The sequence below is a fragment of the Lentzea miocenica genome, assembly GCF_033949945.1.
GTDB lineage: Bacteria > Actinomycetota > Actinomycetes > Mycobacteriales > Pseudonocardiaceae > Lentzea > Lentzea miocenica.
Genome location: NZ_JAXAVW010000044.1, coordinates 17,470 through 36,149, shown reverse-complemented (window position 1 = coordinate 36,149; position 18,680 = coordinate 17,470). Strand labels below are relative to the sequence as shown.

Annotated in this window: 15 protein-coding genes; 9 read left to right on the top strand and 6 right to left on the bottom strand. The window is 67.5% G+C overall.

Annotated elements, in window-relative coordinates; genetic code table 11:
- Positions 1 to 160: 160 nt before the first annotated feature.
- The 6 genes from SK803_RS39930 (at position 161) to SK803_RS39905 (ending at position 7,136) form a co-directional block, all read left to right on the top strand.
- Positions 161 to 340, top strand: a complete 180-nt coding sequence (locus SK803_RS39930) for a CsbD family protein (RefSeq protein WP_319971400.1) — start codon at positions 161 to 163, stop codon at positions 338 to 340.
- A complete protein-coding gene (locus tag SK803_RS39925; protein WP_319971399.1) occupies positions 318 to 947 on the top strand; it encodes a UdgX family uracil-DNA binding protein in 630 nt (209 codons plus the stop codon). Before SK803_RS39930 ends, SK803_RS39925 begins: the two co-directional genes overlap by 23 nt.
- A 276-nt stretch (positions 948 to 1,223) precedes the next feature.
- Entirely contained in the window at positions 1,224 to 1,481 is a 258-nt protein-coding gene (locus SK803_RS39920) for a helix-turn-helix domain-containing protein (protein ID WP_319971398.1), read from the top strand.
- 241 nt (positions 1,482 to 1,722) lie between these two features.
- Positions 1,723 to 2,148 (top strand): NlpC/P60 family protein, encoded by a 426-nt coding sequence (locus tag SK803_RS39915; protein WP_319971397.1) that lies wholly within the window; start codon positions 1,723 to 1,725, stop codon positions 2,146 to 2,148.
- Between the two features lie 186 nt (positions 2,149 to 2,334).
- Positions 2,335 to 5,142, top strand: coding sequence for a glycosyl hydrolase family 95 catalytic domain-containing protein (locus tag SK803_RS39910; RefSeq protein WP_319971396.1), 2,808 nt, complete (start codon positions 2,335 to 2,337; stop codon positions 5,140 to 5,142).
- Complete coding sequence (locus tag SK803_RS39905) at positions 5,139 to 7,136, top strand: NPCBM/NEW2 domain-containing protein (protein ID WP_319971395.1); 1,998 nt, start codon at positions 5,139 to 5,141, stop codon at positions 7,134 to 7,136. The genes SK803_RS39910 and SK803_RS39905 overlap by 4 nt, the downstream gene beginning before the upstream one ends.
- On the opposite strand, the gene SK803_RS39900 is transcribed toward SK803_RS39905, so the two are convergent.
- From SK803_RS39900 to SK803_RS39885, 4 genes are all read right to left on the bottom strand, one after another.
- Complete coding sequence (locus SK803_RS39900) at positions 7,090 to 8,466, bottom strand: amino acid permease (protein WP_319971394.1); 1,377 nt, start codon at positions 8,464 to 8,466, stop codon at positions 7,090 to 7,092. The genes SK803_RS39905 and SK803_RS39900 overlap by 47 nt on opposite strands.
- 974 nt (positions 8,467 to 9,440) lie before the next feature.
- On the bottom strand, positions 9,441 to 9,971 hold the full coding sequence (locus SK803_RS39895; RefSeq protein WP_319971393.1) for a CAP family protein: 531 nt from the start codon (positions 9,969 to 9,971) through the stop codon (positions 9,441 to 9,443).
- A gap of 351 nt (positions 9,972 to 10,322) precedes the next feature.
- Positions 10,323 to 10,559 (bottom strand): hypothetical protein, encoded by a 237-nt coding sequence (locus SK803_RS39890; RefSeq protein WP_319971392.1) that lies wholly within the window; start codon positions 10,557 to 10,559, stop codon positions 10,323 to 10,325.
- A 112-nt stretch (positions 10,560 to 10,671) separates the two neighbouring features.
- On the bottom strand, positions 10,672 to 11,634 hold the full coding sequence (locus SK803_RS39885) for a LacI family DNA-binding transcriptional regulator (protein ID WP_319971391.1): 963 nt from the start codon (positions 11,632 to 11,634) through the stop codon (positions 10,672 to 10,674).
- Between the two features lie 170 nt (positions 11,635 to 11,804).
- Here SK803_RS39885 and SK803_RS39880 point away from each other — a divergent pair, with 170 nt between their 5' ends.
- Complete coding sequence (locus SK803_RS39880) at positions 11,805 to 12,464, top strand: S1 family peptidase (protein ID WP_319971390.1); 660 nt, start codon at positions 11,805 to 11,807, stop codon at positions 12,462 to 12,464.
- Here SK803_RS39880 and SK803_RS39875 read toward each other — a convergent pair.
- Together SK803_RS39875 and gabT are read right to left on the bottom strand one after the other, a co-directional pair.
- Entirely contained in the window at positions 12,461 to 13,771 is a 1,311-nt protein-coding gene (locus SK803_RS39875) for an aldehyde dehydrogenase family protein (RefSeq protein WP_319971389.1), read from the bottom strand. The genes SK803_RS39880 and SK803_RS39875 overlap by 4 nt on opposite strands.
- Entirely contained in the window at positions 13,768 to 15,051 is a 1,284-nt protein-coding gene (gabT, locus tag SK803_RS39870; RefSeq protein ID WP_319971388.1) for a 4-aminobutyrate--2-oxoglutarate transaminase, read from the bottom strand. Before gabT ends, SK803_RS39875 begins: the two co-directional genes overlap by 4 nt.
- An 82-nt stretch (positions 15,052 to 15,133) precedes the next feature.
- Between gabT and SK803_RS39865 the strand changes: the two genes are divergently transcribed.
- Together SK803_RS39865 and SK803_RS39860 are read left to right on the top strand one after the other, a co-directional pair.
- The gene (locus SK803_RS39865) at positions 15,134 to 16,486 is read left to right on the top strand and encodes a PucR family transcriptional regulator ligand-binding domain-containing protein (RefSeq protein WP_319971387.1); all 1,353 of its coding nucleotides are present in this window, start codon (positions 15,134 to 15,136) and stop codon (positions 16,484 to 16,486) included.
- Between the two features lie 122 nt (positions 16,487 to 16,608).
- Complete coding sequence (locus tag SK803_RS39860; protein WP_319971386.1) at positions 16,609 to 18,678, top strand: peroxidase family protein; 2,070 nt, start codon at positions 16,609 to 16,611, stop codon at positions 18,676 to 18,678.
- The last annotated feature ends 2 nt before the right edge of the window (positions 18,679 to 18,680 follow it).

The window sequence follows — 18,680 nt, the reverse complement described above, 5'->3', positions numbered from 1 at the left end:
CTCGGGAGCTCTCGAAGGGGCGGGACACACCCAGAGCAAGCCGTCTCATCGGCTTGCGGCTGGGTTCTCAACCGCGAGTGATCACCTTATCAACTGTTTCGGACGGTGCTCGCCGGGTAACCAATCGACGTAGCTGACCTCTAGTGAAGGAGCCTTCTTCATGGGTGCCGACGACAAGTTCAGCAACAAGGCTGATGAGCTCAAGGGCCGCGCGAAGGAAGCCGTCGGCGACGCCACCGACAACGAGCAGTGGCAGGCCGAGGGCCGCGCCGAGCGCGCCAAGGCCGACATCAAGCAGGCCGGCGAGAAGGTCAAGGATGCCTTCCGTTCGGACAAGTAACGCGAAGCCCGACGCCGCCCAGTTCGTCCCCGAGGGGAAGAACTGGGCGGCGTTGCGTTCAGCGGCTGAAGGTTGTCGCGGCTGCGACCTCTACCAGGACGCCACGCAGACCGTCTTCGGGGAGGGGCCGGTACCGGCGAAGCTGATGATGGTCGGCGAGCAGCCCGGCGACCGCGAGGACACCGAAGGGCACGTGTTCGTCGGCCCGGCCGGACGGTTGCTCGACAAGGCGCTGGCAGCCGCCGGGATCTCGCGGGACGAGGTCTACCTCACGAACGCGGTGAAGCACTTCAAGTTCACCGAGCGAGGCAAGCGCAGGATCCACCAGCAGCCGAGACGGGGTGAGGTGGTGGCGTGCTTCCCGTGGTTGCGCGAGGAGATCCGGGTGGTGCGACCGTCGCTGGTGATCGTGCTGGGAGCCGTGGCGGCGAAGGCGTTGCTGGGGCCGTCGTTCAAGCTCACCGAGCATCGCGGCGAGGTGCTGGAACACGAGGGGCTGCGGATCGGGGTGACGGTGCACCCGTCGGCTGTGCTGCGCGCCGAGAACCGCGCCGAGGCCTACGAGGAGCTCGTCAGCGATCTCAAGGCCCTGCGAAAAGGGTTGTGAAATGGGACAACCCCCGGACGGCTCCCGCGTGAGCGGGCTGAGCGGGACCAACGCTCAGAGTCCGGGGGCCGGGTGGCTGCCTTGGTTTACGACTAGGCGTCACCGAGGGCGGTCCTAGCGGACAGCCACCTCACGAGTCCTGTAGCTATACAACTTGGGACCACCTCCTCTCTTGTGTACGACGAACCTATGACGTGATCGGCCGGGGTCGCAACGAGTTTTACGGAGTGGCACTTGCGCCCGTCGACTTGTGTGTTTCGCGTAGAATCCGCACCCATGGTGCGCATTCCCCTGACCTCGACGGAGCGGGAGCGCGGCCGGCGGCTCGGTCAGTTGCTGCGGGACGCCCGCGGCGACGAGAGCATGGTCGAGATCGCGGCCCGCGCCGGGTTGTCGGCCGAGACCGTGCGCAAGATCGAGACCGGACGTGCCCCCACGCCGTCGTTCTTCACGATCGCCGCGCTCGCGGGCGCGCTCGGCATCTCGCTGGACTCGATCACCGAGCTGCTGTCACCGCAGAGCCGTTCGGCCTAGCCCTACTATGGTGCTGAATTCGCTCGGGTGAGTTACCACTGAAGTCGGCGCTACCCTGCCGTTCTTCGAGTAAACCTTTGGCTTGGTCTTGTGTGCCGTGTTCCGGTGGAGCTACGAGATTCGCTCTTCTCGGAAACGGGGGAAATGATGAAATTCATTTCAGCGGTACTCACGGCATTCTTGGCGTTCGTGCTCGTGAGTGCTCCGGTATCGGCTGCACCGCAGGTCGGCAGGGGGGGAGATGCTGCAGCGCGCGGCGTCGTGGCTGACCGCGAACAACGGCGGCCGCGTGCCGTACAGCATGGAGAAGTACTGGACGGACGGTTATCGGCAGGACTGCTCGGGCTTTGTGTCGATGGCCGCGAACCTGGGGAACAGAAATCCCAAGGGAGGCCCGAACACCGAGGCGCTCGCCACGGACAAGTACACGACTTCGGTGAAGATCGCCGACATGCAGCCCGGTGACCTCTTCATCGACCTGGTGGACGAGCCCGGCGACGACTTCCGGCACGTCGTGATCTTCGAGAAGTGGACTAAGGGCGACAAGTCCGAGTACATGGCCTACGAGCAGCGCGGCGGGTTCGGCACCGACCACCGCACGCGGACGTACGGCCTCGAGCCGAACAGCAAGTACAAGCCTGTCCGGCTCAAGAGCGTCACCGGCTAGAACTCACCAGGCGATCGGCATGGCCAGCGGACCCCGCATGGTCATGCCGTTTCGCCGACGCACCGGTAAACGCTTTCATCCGAGGCTTGACTGGTCTTGACCCACCCTATGGGCAGTCCTAGGCTGCGTCTGGCTAGTACACCTCCGATCTTTGGTCGCTGCCGCCGCGGACCTGAAAGGTGTTCTGTGGATCTGTCGCGGCGCGGACTGCTCGGTGGGGTTGTGGCGGGGGCGGCGCTCACCGCGTTGCCGGTCAGGGCGAGTGCGGATCCGGGAGTCGCCGGGTGCGCCACGAGGATCGACTGGGAGAGGTTCCTCGGCGAGCAGGACCTGGTGTGGCAGCGGATTCCCCGTGCCTGGTACGAGGGTCCGTTCCTGGGCAACGGTTTCCTCGCCACGGCCGGCTACCGCGAGCCCGGTGCGAACGCGTTGCGGTTCACCGTCGACCACGCGAAGGTGCAGGACCACCGGCCGCAGTTCGGCAACGAGTGGGGAGTGGCACGGCTGCCGGTCGGGCGGCTGTTGCTGACGCCGGTCGGCAAGATCACCGGGGTCGACCTCAGGCTCGACCTGTGGAACGCCGAGCTGCGCGGCAAGATCGCCACGGACCGGGGCGAGCTCGCGGTCAGGTTGTTCGTACACGCCGAAAAGTCGTTGCTGCACCTGGAAGTGCGGCCGTCCAGCGGTGAGAGCGACTTCAAGCTGGAGTTCCAGGCGCTCGACGCCCTGAGCCCGCGCACGATCCGCGAATCGCCGCCCGCGACTTTCCCGCTCAACCCCAAACCGGTCACCCGCGTCGAGAACGGGCTCGCGCTCGTCACCCAGGAGATGGTCGCGGGCGGTCAGACGGCCACGGCGTATCGCGTCAAGAAGTTCCACGGCCGCACGGAGTTCCTGCTGTCCGTCGACCATTCTTTCCCCGATCGCACCGCCGAGGCGACTGTCCGGGAGGCGGTCACCAAGGCGTCGATCCCGGAGATGCTGCGCCACCAGCACCAGAAGTGGTGGCACGCCTTCTACCGCAAGAGTTTCGTGTCCGTTCCGGACGCGTTGATGCAGAGCTTCTACTGGATCCAGCTGTACAAGCTCGCGTCCGGGGCTCGCGCGCAGGCGCCGATCATGCCCACCTCAGGGCCGTGGCTGGAGCCGACGCCGTGGCCGTCGGTCTGGTTCAACCTCAACGCCCAGCTCGAGTACTGGCCGGTGCACGCGTCGAACCACCTCGAACTGGACCCGATCCCGCGCACGATCGCGCAGCATCAGCAGATCCTGGTCGACGCGCTGAGGCCCGAGTTCCGCGCCGACTCGATGGGGTTGCGGCGCAGCACCGACCCGACGTTTCAGGACGCCGGGTTCGTCGGCTCGCCACTGCACCCCTCGCCGGACCCGGAGATCGGGAACCTGCCGTGGTTGCTGCACAACGCGTGGCTGACCTACCGGCACACCATGGACGAGCGGATCCTGCGCGACACGGTCTTCCCGGTGCTGCGCCGATCGACCAACTACTACCTGCATTTCCTGCGCAAGGGCAACGACGGCAAGCTGCATCTGCTGCCCACTTACTCGCCGGAGTACGGCGTCGCGCCGGACTGCAACTACGACCTCGCGCTGCTGCGGTGGTCGTGCCGGACGTTGATCGAGTCGGCGCGGCTCCTGCAGATCGCCGATCCACTGGTGCCGAAGTGGCAGGAAGTGCTCGACCAGCTCGTCGAGTACCCGGCGGACGCGGGCGGGTTCATGATCGGCGCCGGGGTGCCGTTCGCGAAGTCGCACCGGCACTACTCGCACATGCTCGCGGTCTACCCGTTGCACGAGGTCAACTGGGAGCAGCAGGAACGCCGTGACCTGATCGAACGCTCGCTGAAGCACTGGCTGAGCTTCGAGGGGTCGTTGCGCGGCTTCACCTTCACCGGCGCCGCGTCGATCGCCGCCCAGATGACCCGCGGCGACGACGCGTTGCGCTACCTGCGCGAGTTCGTCGCCAGGTTCGCCCAGCCGAACACGATGTACTTCGAGGCAGGACCGGTGATCGAGACTCCTCTCTCCGCGGCGAAGTCGTTGCAGGACATGCTGATCCAGAGCTGGGGCGGACTGATCCGGATCTTCCCGGCCGTGCCCGCCGTCTGGCAGGACGTCACGATCCACGACACCCGGACCGAGGGCGCGTTCCTGGTCAGCGCGGTGCGCCGGGGTGGTAGGACGCGGTTCGTCCGGGTGCACAGCGAGGCCGGCCAGCCGTGCCGCGTCCGCACCGGCATCGAGGGGCCTCTCAGCGTCCGGGGCTGCTCGCGGTGGAGCGTCCGCGACGGTGTGGTCGAGCTGGAGCTGCGCCGTGGCCAGGAAGCGTTGATCCACGCGAAGGGCGAACGCGACTTCACCATCGCGCCGGTCCGGATCACCGAGCCCGGCCGGCGCTGGGGCCTGCCCGCGTTGCCTCCCGGTGGGAGCGCGGTGCCGGTGGACATCAGCGCGGCGCTCGACAACGACGGGCTGTCCAACGAGTTCACCAGCCGGGACGGCGACTTCGACGGCCTGGGCAACACCTACCCTGCCGCCCAGCTGCCGCAGACCGGTTCGGTGACCGACGACAGCATCCTGTTCGAGTTCCACAACGGCGACGAGGCGAGCAGGAACAACGTCATCGCGGGCGGGCAGACGCTGGCCTTGCCCGCCGGGAAGTACGTGAAGCTGCACCTGCTCGCGGCCGCCGACACGGGGAACGTCGAGGCGGACGGCGCGCTGGTGTACGCCGACGGCCCCGTTCCCGCGCGGTTCCGGGTCACGGCCTGGCAGCAGCGGCCGCAGTTCGGCGAGTCGGAACCCGTTGCCACCACCCTGATGCACACGCCGGCCGGTCCGGTGACCAAGCAGGTGTCGATCTTCCACCAGACCGTCGAGCTGGACGCCACCAAGGAACTCTCCGCCGTCACCTTGCCCAAGACGGGCGGGCCACGCCTGCACGTCTTCGCGATCACCCTGGAGAAGCCGAAGTGAGAGCACTGCTCACCGCGTTGGCGCTCGTCGCAGCGTCCGTGGTCGTACCCGCCCTACCCGCCTCCGCAGCGCAGCCGGACCCGACGCTGGCGCTCACCCCGCCGATGGGGTTCAACAACTGGAACACCACCGGCTGCGACATCAACGAGCAGATGATCCGCGACATGGCGGACATCTTCGTGACCAAGGGGCTCAAGGACGCCGGCTACCAGTACGTCAACGTCGACGACTGCTGGGCCGACGCCACCCGCGACCCCGCCACCGGACGGCTGCGCCACCACCCCGTGCGGTTTCCCAGTGGCATGAAGGCGCTCGCGGACTACGTCCACGCACGCGGCCTCAAGTTCGGCATCTACACCAGCGCGGGCACGCAGACTTGCGCCAAGACGATGCCGGGAGCGTTGGACCACGAGGAGATCGACGCGCAGACGTTCGCGGACTGGGGCGTCGACTACCTCAAGTACGACAACTGCAACAACCAGGGCCGTCCCGCTCTCGAGCGCTACACGAAGATGCGTGACGCGCTGAAGAAGACCGGCCGCCCGATCGTCTACTCGATCTGCGAGTGGGGCCAGAACAAGCCGTGGGAGTGGGGCAAGGGCGTCGGCCACCTGTGGCGCACCACCGGTGACATCAACGACACCTGGTCCAAGACCGTCGAGATCCTCAAGCTCAACGCGCCGCTGGACGCCTATGCCGGTCCGGGGCACTGGAACGACCCGGACATGCTGGAGGTGGGCAACGGCCGGCAGTCGACCGTCGAGTACCAGAGCCACTTCGCCCTGTGGTCGATCATGGCGGCGCCGCTGTTGATCGGCGCGGACCTGCGCAAGGTGTCCGCCGAGCACTTCGACATCCTGCGCAACAAGGAGATCATCGCGATCAACCAGGACAAGCTCGGCGTCCAGGGCAAGGTGATCCAGCAGAAGGACGGGCACTGGGTGTTCGTGAAGCCGTTGGCCAACGGCGACAAGGCGGTGGCGCTGTTCAACGAGTCCGAGGTGAACGCGACGATCTCCACTTCCGCCCGTGACCTCGGGTTGCCGCGCAGCGTCGGCTACACCGTGCGGGATCTCTGGCAGCACAAGAACTTCCAGTCCGCGGGCAAGATCTCTGCTTCCCTGCCGCCGCACGGCACCGCGATCTTCCGGGTGAAGGCGTCGCAGGACTGGTACCGGTACGAGCCCGCGATCGACACGTCGCTGGACATCGCCGCGCAGATCGCCGGGATCCCGAGCACGATCACTCCGGCCGGTGAACCGTTCGTGGCCACCGTGACGGCGACCAACCAGGCACCTGTGCCGGTGCTGAACGCCGCTACTTCGTTCGTGGCGCCCGCGGGGTGGAAGGTCGAGCAGCTGTCATCGGAACGCGCGCCGGTGTTGCTGACTTCGCAGTCGGTGCAAGGCAAGTGGCGGGTGACGCCGCCTGCCGGGGTGGTGCCCGGGGCGCACGTCTTGAACGGCTCGTTGGGCGTCACCTGGGTTGGGCACGGGAAGCTGTCGCGGCCGGTTGACGCCGGTGTGCTCGTGCCTGGCGCGCCGCCATCGGGCGGGACGTTGTGGGCCAGTGACGTCAAGTTCACCACTGAGCGCAGCGGTTATGGGCCTGTCGAGCGGGACAGGTCCAACGGCGGTTACGTCGGTGGTGACGGGAAGACGTTGACCATCAACGGGAAGACCTACGAGAAGGGGCTCGGCGCGCATGCCAACGCCGAGCTCATCCTCTACGTGGGTGGACGCTGCACGTCGTTCTCGTCCGACGTCGGCATTGACGACGAACGTGACGTGAACCAGCTGGGTTCGGCGATCTTCGAGGTCTGGGCGGACGGCACGAAGGTCGCGTCCAGCGGGCTGCGGACGTGGAGGGACGACGCGGTTTCGATCGCGGGGTCCTTGCAGGGCGCCAAGTTCCTGCGGCTGGTGGTCAACGACAGCGGGGACGGCGTCAGGTTCGATCGGGGAGACTTCGCCGGCGCAAAGCTGACCTGCTGAGCGCCACGGCCGCGATGACGGCGACGAGCACGCCCGTGGACAGGATCTGACCACGGGCCTGCTCGTCGCTGAGCATCAGCACGATGATCGCGGCGATGCCGGCCAGCGCGAGCCACGAGAGGTACGGGTAGCCCCACATCGGGACCGCGGGGCTGGGGATGTCGCGACGCAGGCGGATCTGTGAGACGGCGATGAACGCCCAGACGACCAGCAGCGCGGAGCCCACGGCGTTGAGCAGCAACAGGAACACGGTGTCCGGCCACAGGTAGTTCAGCACGACCGAGAAGAACCCGAACCCGACAGAGGCCAGCACCGCGTTGCGGGGGACGCCGTTCTTCTTGTTGAGCAACGCTTTGGGGGCCTCGCCGCGTTCGGCGAGCGAGCAGAGCATGCGGGCGGCGCCGTACAGGGTGGCGTTGATGGCACTCAGCAGGGCCACGAAGATGACGACGTTCATGATCTGACCGGCCGCGGGAATGCCGAGACGGTTCAGCACGGCGACGTACGGGCTGGCGCCGACCTCGGAGTCGTTCCAGGGCAGGAGGGTGACGACGACGGCCATCGAGCCGAGGTAGAAGACGAGCAGGCGGGTCATGGAGGTTCTGACCGCTTTGCCGATGGCGCGCTTGGGGTCTTCGGCGTCGGCCGCGGCGATCGTGACTACTTCCAGGCCACCGAATGCGAAGACCACGGCCATGAAGCCGGCGATCACGCCGCCCCAGCCGTTGGGCATGAAGTCGGTGAGGTTGGTGAGGCCGGGGGAGTCGACGTTGGGGAGGAGGTTGAGGATCGCGGCCGCGCCGAGTGCCAGGAAGAGGACGATCGCGGCGATTTTGAGGCCGGCGAACCAGAACTCGAACTCGCCGAAGTTGCGGACGTTCGTGAGGTTCACCGCGGTGAGGGCTGTCATGAAGATCAGCACCCAGGTCCACTGGGGTACGGCTGGGATCCAGTTTGCGGCGATCTTGGCGGCGCCGGTGGCTTCTACGGCCAGTACCACGCCGACTGTTGCCCAGTAGGTCCAGCCGACGGTGAAGCCTGCCCAGGGGCCCAGTGCTTTCTCGGCGTGTACTGAGAAGGCGCCGCTGCTCGGGTGTTCGGCGGCCATTTCTCCGAGCATGCGCATGATGAGCAACGCCAGGAATCCGGCCAGGCCAAATGAGATGAGGACCGCCGGGCCGGCCAGCGCGATGCCGGCGCCTGTCCCGACGAACAGGCCCGCGCCGATCACACCTCCCAGCGCGATCATGGTGACGTGGCGTTGTTGCAGGTGGGTCACGCTCTCCAGCCCCGTTCGAGTGTGCCGATGGCGGGCCGATAGTGAGTTCATGGCGGCGGAGAGTCAAATCGTGTGATCGGAGTTACACCGTACCGAAAAGTTAGTGAGGGTGAGATCGATGAACTCGCCTGAGGGAGCTTTGCCGTCCGGAGTGTTGCGAGCTGGAGAGTTGCGGGCTGGAGAGTTGCACGGCGGAGAGTTGCCGTCTGGGGTGTTGCCGCGGCTTGACACGTTCTCCAGTGCGCTTGAGCGGTACTCGGACTGGGGGTGGTTGGTGTTGCGGTCGGAGAACCGGTTGCTGTTGACCACTGATCACCAGGTGTCCGCTGTGGAGCTTGGGGCTGGGATTGGTGGGGAGGTGCAGCACTACCTGTCGGTGCGCCTGCTTGGAGGGCCCGTGGTGGTGTTGCCTGGGGCTCCTGGGAGGTGGCTCATCCTGACTTCTTCTGCTGATGAGGCTTCGCAGGTGAATTTGATCCGGTTGCGGGCGCGGGGGGCGTTGACGCATCGGTTGGGGACGTTGGTGCCGTTGCCGCCTTCGCGGATTGATCGTGGGGTGGTGGGGTGGTTGGGGGACGGGCCTGCGGCTGGGGCTGGTGGGAGGCCGTTCTTGCCGCCGTTTTCGGCTGTGGTGGCGGCTTTGAGGGCGGTTACGGAGACTGCTGGGTTGCGGTGATCGTGGGGGCGCTGGCTTTGAGGGTGGTCACCTTTGTGGGTCGCGAGCTTTGAGGGTGGTCACCTTGCGGGCGGCGAGCTCGGCTTGCGTGCTTCCCCTGGGCGCTGCCCCCAGACCCCCGCCAATCTGATCTGGGGAGTCCTCCGCCGTGCGTGGGTTGATGGCACGCCTGTTGAGTTGGGCGGAGTTGCGTTGCGTAGGTGGTGCGGTCCGGGCGGGTCCCCGTCACAAGTCGGGCCAGAGCAAGTGCTGAGGCACGACTCGTGACGGGGACCCGCCCGGAGCGCTGTTTCAAGCGAAAGGCGCCTCGGCTTCGCCGTCGGGTCGCCTCGCCTGCGGCATGGCTGGGTCACCTGGCGGTGACTGGGGGGTGGATGTTGGCTCGGAAGTGGTTCAGGGTGTTGCCTCGTTCGGCGAAGTTGACCACTACGTAGATGCCGTTCTTGCCCTGCTTGAGGCCTACGCCTACTCGGGTTGAGGACTTCCAGACCATTGCGGTGAAGTGCAGGACGTCGTAGTTGACGTTGGACTGGGTCATCTCTTTGGAGTAGTCGTAGCCGCGTGATTCGCGGTACCAGTTTTCTAGGGCGTTGGTGGCCACTGTATCGATTGCGCGGGTGCGGCTGCTGGTCCAGTAAAGGTTTTCGCCGTAGGGGTTGTTGGGGCGGTGCTGGAAGTCGTTTGTTTCGTGGAGGTGATCTGCCCATTGCTGGGCTGTATTGCTTACTTCGGAATCGAGGGAGAGCGGGGGTGCGCCGTGCTTTGCGCGGTAGGTGTTGAGGAGTTCTACGGTCTTGGTCACGGGGTCGGCGGCCTGTGCGGGGGTCGTGGGGACGACCAGGGCTGCCGCTGTGGCGATTACGGTGAGCATTGATCGCATGACTGGTTTTGTCCCCCAAATGGGGTACTGGGGGGCAAGGTCTTGTGGCGATTTGCTGTCTTGATTGGCGCTGTGTAGCCGTGAGGTGGGTCGAGTGTGTGGTGTAGGGCACACTGGCGGGGTGTGTTGGGGGTCACCCCCTACGACCCCCTTGGGTTACCGGCGACTACCCCGGTTGCGGTGCAAATTCACTCCACAGGACGCCGCTGAGGCTCTACGGTTTGTGATGTCAGCCACCACGGAAGATCGTTATAGGGAGTGGACTATGGACGGCTACGAAATTCTTGCCGACGAGGATGGCCACGTTCGCGGGTACGACTAGAGGGGTACTCGGCTGGCCGCGCGAGGGAGTCAGGTGACTCCCTCGCGGCCCGAGTGGTTGGCGGGGTGGGTCGGTTGTTCGTTCATGATGAGGAATGCGCCTGGGCCGACTGATGCTTTGGCCAGGACGCCTTGGTGGCCCCTGATTGCTGCTGGCTTGTAGGGCTGGTCGGTGTAGCCGGTGGCCAGGTGTTTGACGATGGCGATGAGGTCCGTCCTACCGGGGTGGTCGGCGGGCAGGATCTCCGGCAGGCCGACGGCGGTCATGTCGAACCAGCCGATGGCTCGGGCTTCCGCCGAGCTTGTCGGGTGTGAAGCGTTTCGGCCGGCGGTGCTGCGGCGGAGGCGAGGTGAAGCACTCCCGGTTGTTGGGGGAGAGTCAAGCGGACATCGGGTGTTTGCGCGTGCTTGCGCGGATCACGAGCTTTGTCGGGAGTTCCCGTTGCTCGGTGGGGCCGCCCTCGAGGAGGTTCGCGAGGAGGTCTACGGCGACGTTGCCGGCTTCTTCGGTCGGCATGTGGACCGTTGTGAGGGCGGGGGAGCACATTGCCGCGTACAGGATGTCGTCGAAGCCGGTCACGCTGATCTGCTGCGGCACCTTGATGTCGTTCGACGCAAGGTAGCTCAGGGCGCCTAACGCCATCAGGTCGTTGTAGGCGATGAACGCCGTCGCGCCGGTCTTCAGCGCCTGCTCGGCGGCTGTGTGGCCGCCGCCGAAGTTCGGTTCGAACGAGCCGATCAGCTGGGCGCGGCCCCGCAGGCCCTGCATCCTGCGGTGGTTGGACCATGCCGCGTCGGGGCCGCCGAGGTAGACGTAGTGCTTGTGGCCCAACGACTCCAGGTGTGTGACCACCTGCTCCATGCCGGAGGCGCTGTCCATCAGCACCGAGGAGACGCCTGGCACGATGCGGTTGATGAGCACCAACGGGGTCGCGGTGGCCAGTTCGATGATGGTCTCGTCGGACAGCAGCGACGCGCACAGCACCACGCCGTCCACCTGCGCGGCCATGGTGCGGACCAGCTCGGCCTCGGTTTCCGGGCACTCCCTGCTGTCGCAGAAGAACACCGAGGTGCCCGCCTCGCCCGCCCGTGTCTGCACGCCGCGCAGGACGGCGGGGAAGAACGGGTTCTCCAGGTCGGGCACCACGATGCCGAGATTGCCGGTGCGGCCCGTGATCAGGCTCCGCGCGGCGCGGTTCGGCTGGTAGCCGAGTCCGGCGACGACGTCCAGGACCCGTTGGCGGGTGGTCTCTTTGACGAGGCCCGGCGCGCTCAGTGCGCGCGAGACCGTGGAGACGGAGACCTGAGCCTGGCGAGCGACATCCCTGATGGTGACGGCCACGCGTGCATCATCGCAGTCAAGGTCAATGTCGACCCATTCGTCGGATCTCTGTTGGTTGCGACGGAAGTGCCCTTTCGGCTCGTTGCACGCGAATTTTCGACTGAGTGGTCAGTCAGTAAACCGTGGGAGCCTCGGGCTCACGCCGCCGGTGAACCTGAGAAGGGGTGACCGTGAAGATCAGAATTCTTGCTCTCGCGCTCGTGCTGACGTTCGCCGGGACCGCGGCCCAGGCCGAGGTGAAGCCGTACATCGTCGGCGGCGAGTTCGTGACCAACGCGCCGTGGGCGGTCCAGTTGCAGAACGGCGGTTCGTTCGGCTGCACGGGATCGATCATCGCGCCGGAGTGGGTGCTGACCGCGCGGCACTGCTGGGGGGACAGCGTGCGTGTCGGCGACATCGACCTCGGTCAGGGCGCGTACCGGGCGATCATCGAGCACGTCGAACATCCGGCGGCGGACCTGCGGCTGATGCGGCTGGAGTCCGAAGTGGACACGGAGTACGTGAGGCTGGCCGATCAGGCGCCGGAAGTCGGGAGCACGCACCACATCTACGGCTGGGGCACGACCGACTACGAGTGCTGCGACTCCATCTCGCCGATCCTCAAACGCGCCGCGGTCACCGTGATCGGCACGTCGCGGGACGCCTACGGCGGCGTCGCCGTCGAGACCCGGTGGGCGACCGGGACCGCCGGATACGGTGACTCCGGCGGTCCTCAGCTCGACGGCTACGGTGTCCAGGTGGGCGTGTGCTCCACCGGCGACTACGTGAGGACCCAGTACGCGAGCGTGGCACATCACCGCGACTGGATCCGTTCCGTGGCAGGCGTTTAGAGCTCCAGGCCCGTCAGCACGAGCACGCGGGGCTCCGTGAGGTCCTCCATGGCCGCGCGGAGTCCCTCGCGGCCGATGCCGGACTCCTTCACGCCGCCGTACGGCATCTGGTCCGCGCGGTAGCTCGGCACGTCGCCGACGATCACGCCGCCGACCTGGAGTCGTTGGGCGGCACGGAAAGCCAGCCGCACGTCGTTCGTGAACAGGCCGGCCTGCAGGCCGTAGCGCGAGGCGTTGACGCGGTCGAAGGCCTCCTCGACGCTGTCCACCCTGGTCAGCGTCACGACCGGGCCGAACACCTCCTCGGCGCTCACCTTCGCGTCTTCCGGCACGTCGGTCAGCACGGTGGGCGCGTAGGTCCGGCCGTCACGGGTGCCGCCGGTCAGCACGGTCGCGGACGCTTCGCGCACCCAGGCTTCGACGCGGTCGGCGGCGGCGTCGTTGATCAACGGGCCGACGTCGCCCGCCACGTCGAGTTTGTTGACGTGCTGCACGATGGCCTCGGACAGGGCGTCGTAGATGTCGGTGTGCACGTAGACGCGCTGCACCGAGATGCACGACTGGCCCGCCTGGTACATCGCGAACGTGGCGATGCGCTGGGCGGCGAACTCGAGGTCCAGCCAGTCGGGGGCGACGATCGCGGCCGCGTTGCCGCCCAGTTCGAGGGTCACGTGCTTGCGCGGCACGCGTTCCTTGATGCCCCAGCCGACCGGGCCGGAGCCGGTGAACGAGACCACCGGCAGGCGCGGGTCCTCGACGAGGCGTGCGGTGTCCTCATTGGACAGATGAAGGACGGACCACGCGCCGTCCGGGAGGTCGGTTTCGGCGAGCAGCGTGCCCAGCAGGAACGCGACCTTCGGGGTGGCGGGCGCGGGCTTGAGCACGATCGGCGCGCCGACGGCCAGCGCCGGAGCGACCTTGTGCGCCACCAGGTTCAGCGGGAAGTTGAACGGCGCGATGCCGAGCACCGGGCCGCGCGCCACCCGGCGGACCAGGGCCAGGCGGCCCTCGGCGGACGGGTCGGTGTCGAGGCGCTGCAGCTCACCGGAGAACCGGCGGGCTTCCTCCGCGGCCCAGCGGAACGTGGAGATCGCGCGGGTCACCTCGATGCGCGCCCACTTCAGCGGCTTGCCGGAGTCGTCGGTGATGGCCTGCGCGAACTCCTCAGCGCGCTCGGCCAGCCCGCGCGACACGTGGTCCAGCGCGGCGGCACGGCGGTGTGCGGGCAGGGAGGCGAGTTCGGGTGCGACGGCAGAGGCCGCGGCGACCGCGCGTTCGACGTCTTCGGGGGTGTTGAACGGAATCATGCGAGCAGAGCTCCTTCGAGCACGTCGAGGCCTTCGGCGAGCAGGTCGTCCGGGATGACCAGCGGAGGCAGCAGACGGATCACGTTGCCGTAAGTGCCGCACGTCAGCACGACGACACCCTGGTCGTGGCACGCCTTTGCCACGCGTGCGGCGACATCGGGCGTGCGTTCGGTGAACTCGATCGCGAGCATCGCGCCACGGCCGCGGATGTCCGCGATGATGTCGGTCTTCTCAGCGACGGCACGGAGGCGCGCCAGTACGGTTTCCTCGATGCGCTGAGCAGCGGCGTTGAGGTCGCGCTCGCGCATCGTGCGGATGGCGCCGAGTGCGGCGGCGCACGCCACGGGATTGCCGCCGTAGGTGCCACCGAGGCCACCGACGTGCACGGCGTCCATGATCTCGGCGCGGCCCGTCACGGCGGCGAGCGGCAGGCCGCCCGCGATGCCCTTGGCCGTGGTGATCAGGTCCGGCACCACGTTCTCGTGGTCGGAGGCGAACCACGAACCGGTGCGGCAGAAGCCTGTCTGGATCTCGTCGGCGACGAACAGGACACCGCGCTCACGGCACCACTCGGCGATCGCGGGCAGGAAACCCGCGGCGGGCGCGATGAACCCGCCCTCGCCCTGGATCGGCTCGATCACGACGGCGGCGGTGTTGTCCCCGCCGACCTGCTTCTCGACGGCGGCGATGGCCCGCGCGGCCGCCTCGGCGCCGGTCAGGCCGTCGTGCAGCGGGTAGGACGCCGGCACCCGGTAGACCTCGGGCGCGAACGGCCCGAACCGGTGCTTGTACGGCATGTTCTTGGCGGTCAACGCCATCGTGAGGTTCGTGCGGCCGTGGTAGCCGTGGTCGAACACCACGACGGCCTGCCTGCCGGTGACGTGCCGGGCGATCTTGACCGCGTTCTCCACGGCCTCGGCACCGGAGTTGAACAGCACCGACCGCTTCTCGTGGTCGCCGGGCGTCAGGGCGTTGAGCTCCTCGCACACCTCGAGGTAGCCCTCGTACGGCGTGATCATGAAGCAGGTGTGGCTGAACCTGTCGATCTGCGCGTGCACCGCCTCGGCGACGGCGGGTGCCGGGTTGCCGACGTTCGTCACGGCGATGCCGGAGCCGAGGTCGATGAGCTGGTTGCCGTCGACGTCGATCAGCAGCCCGTCGTCGGCCGAGTCGATGTAGACGGGCAGCGTCGAGCCGACTCCCGCGGCCACGGCGTCCTTGCGCCGCGCCTGGAGTTCCAGCGATTTGGGACCTGGGATCGCGGTGCGCAGTCGGGTCATGGTGCCCAGCATGACCCTGGTCAAGGCGGTTTGCAGTGTCTGAAATGGCGATCTATTGGTCTCTGGTTGTACAAATTGGCACATGCCCATCACGTTGGACGAACTCGCGCGGACGTTGCGGCTTCCCGTGCTCGCCGGGGACGTGTCGAAGCCGGTCGGGTGGGTGCACGGCACGGAGCTCGCGGACCCCACGCCGTTCGTGGAGGGCGGCGAGCTGCTGCTGACCACCGGCCTGACTGCCGTTGGCGAGGGCTATGTCGAACGGCTCGTGCGCGCCGGTGTGGTCGGGCTCGGCTTCGGCACCGGGCTGGGCCACGACGTGGTGCCCGTGGCACTGGTGGAGGCGGCGGAGAGGGCGGGTCTGGGGCTCGTGGAGGTGCCGCGGGAGGTGCCGTTCATCGCGATCAGCAAGGCGGTGTCGAAGGCGCTCGCCGCGGACGAGTACGCCGCGCTGACCAGGACCAGCGAAGCGCAGCGGGCACTGAGCCGGGCCGCGGTGAGGGCGGGTGTCGGGGGAGTGGTGCGCAGGCTCGGCCAGTGGATCAACGGCTGGGTCGTTCTGCTCGACGCCGCCGGGGAACCCGTCCACGCACACAACCCGCGCCTCGTCCCGGACCTGACCCAGCCGGTGCCCGTCCGCGACTCGCGCCCGGACTCACCTCGGCCGGCGCCCGCCCGCGACTCGCGCCCGCTCCCGGACCTGACCGCGGAGGCGGCGAGGCTGCGCACCGCGGGCGGGCTGGCGAGTGCCGCGTTCGAGACGGGCGGCTGGCACGTGTTCCTGCAGATGCTCGGAAGCAGGGCCAGGGGACAGCTCGCCGTCGGCACCACCGCTCCGCTCGACGCGGCCGACCTCAGCATCGTCAACACGGCGGCCTCACTGCTCACCCTCGCGCTCGCCCAGAACGATGCCGTTGACGCGGCCCAGCGCGAACTGCGGTCCGGCCAGTTCCGTCTGCTGCTGGCGGGACTGCCGGTCGAGGGCCTCCCCGAGCGGTTCCGGGTGTTCATCGTGGACGAACCGCCGGACGACGTTTTCTGGGCCGAGCACGAAGGCCACGTAGTCGCGCTGACGCAGGAGACCGACGGCTTCGGTTCGTCCGAAGTGGACGTTCGAGAGGTCGCACGTGGCTATCGCGAGGCGCAGCAGGCGAAGCGGGCCGGTATCCGCAGGTTCGAGGACTTCGCGGGCGGCGGTGTCACGGTCCCCGACGGCTTCGTGGACGCGTTGCTCCGCCCGCTGGACGAGGAATCCCGCGCAACGCTCAGGGTCTGGCTGGCGCACCACGGCGCCTGGGATCCCGCCGCCGCGGAACTCGGCGTGCACCGGCACACGTTGCGCAACCGTGTGCGCAAGGCGGAGCAGGCGTTGAACAGGTCGATGGACTCGCCCGGCCTGCGCGCGGAGCTGTGGCTGGCGCTGAACAGGCCTTAAGAGATTCGTGTCCTTATCCGGGACGCGTCGGCGCGCGTAGCGTGCGTCCCTGGCCGGGCTGGTCCCCCTCGGCCGGAAATCCGCCGCCACGACGAAAGGGATCCGAAAGAAGGCAATTCGACATGGGTACATTGCTGCCCGTCGCCGCCGCCGCTGTGCTGGTGCTGACCGGCTCGGCCGGCGTTTCCGCGAAGCCGCTGGACGTCTTGGCGTGCACCGATCTGAGCACTCGCACGTTGGACGGCAGCTGCAACAACCTCGCCCATCCGGAGTGGGGCAAGACCAACACCGAGTACCTGCGCGTCGCCGCGGCGCGGTATGCGGACGGCGTTGCCCGGCCGTTGGGCGGGCCGAACGAGAGGTACGTCAGCAACCGGTTGTACAACGACTCCGCGCAGAACCTGTTCTCCGAACGTGGTGTGTCCCAATGGGGTTTCGTGTGGGGTCAGTTCATGGACCACACCTTCGGCCTGCGGCAGGAGGCTGGAGGAGAGAACGCTCCCATCCCGTTCAACCGAAGTGATCCGCTCGAGGAGTTCCGCAACGACATCGGGAACATCGGGTTCCAGCGCACCCCGGCCGCTCCCGGCACGGGGACCGGGAACACCGTCCGCCAGCAGATCAACACCGTCGACAGCTACATCGACGGGTCCAGCGTCTACGGCTCCGACGCGGCGCGCGTCGAGTGGTTGAGGGAGGGCCCGGTCGACGGAAATCTCGCCAACAACGGTGCGCGTCTGTTGCTGGACAACGGGTTCCTGCCGAGGCGGGACTTCAGAGGCAACGCGTCCACGGCGCCGGTGATGGCCGCCGACGGCCGGCTCCGGGCGACCCCCGGCCGGGCGATGGTGGCGGGCGACGTCCGAGCGAACGAGAACGCGGCGCTCACCGCAACGCACTCGTTGTTCGCCCTGGAACACAACAGGATCGTCAACGCGCTGCCCCGCAGCCTGCCCGCTGCGACGGCGTTCGACATCGCGCGCCGGGTGGTCGGCGCCGAGCAGCAGTACATCACCTACACCGAGTTCCTGCCCGCGCTCGGCGTGTCCCTGGCGCCGTACCGCGGTTACAACCCGAATGTGAACGCCGCGCTGTCCAACGAGTTCGCGGTCGTCGGCTACCGGGCGCACAGCTTCATCCACGGCGAGCTCGAACCCATCGCACCAGAGGGGACGTACACCGAAGCGCAGCTGGAAGCCTTCGAGGCACAGGGCATCGAGGTCGAGCACGAGGACGGCAACGTCGTTCTCGTCGTGCCGCTGAACATCGCGTTCTTCAACCCGGACCTGCTCAGGGGCATCGGCCTCGGACCGGTGCTGAAGGGCATCGGCGCCGAGCCGGAGTACAAGAACGACGCGCAGATCGACAACCAGCTGCGCAGCGTCCTGTTCCAGATCCCGGTACCGGGCAACCCCGGCTGCCTCGACGGTCCGCAGCTGCCGCAGTGCTTCCGTGCCGTGACGGACCTCGCGGCGATCGACATCGCACGCGGCCGTGACCACGGTCTGCCGCTCTACAACGACCTGCGGCGCGCGTACGGGCTCGCCCAGAAGACCACCTTCAACGCGATCACCGGGGAATCCAGCAGCACCTTCCCGAACGACCCGTTGATCAACCCGAACGACCCGGTCAACGACCCCGACACCCTGGACTTCGTCCGCCTGCGCGACGGCGCCGGCAACGTGGTCCCGCTCGACGTCGCGGCCGCCGCCGACGCGATGGGTGTCACGGGCGTCCGCCGGTCCAGCGACGCCGCCCGGATGCGGGCGATGTACAGCGACGTGAACCGGCTCGACGCGTTCGTCGGCATGTCGGCCGAACCGCACCGCTCCGGCCACGAGCTGGGCGAGCTGCAGGAGGCGATCTGGAAGAAGCAGTTCGAGAACCTTCGTGACGGCGACCGGTTCTTCTACCTCAACGACCCGGTGCTGGCCGACATCCAGGCCCGGTACGGGATCTCCTACCGGCGCACGCTGGGCCAGATCATCGAGCAGAACACCGGCACGGACGTGGAGGCCAACGTGTTCCTGTCGGACATCCCGATCCTGCCCGCGTGGGCCAACGCCACGGCGTACGCGATCGACGACGTGATCGTCTACAGGGGACAGACGTACGTGTGCCGTCAGGCACACAGGTCCCAGCTGGACTGGACGCCACCGGTCACCCCTGCGCTCTGGCGGCTCGTCAGCTAGAA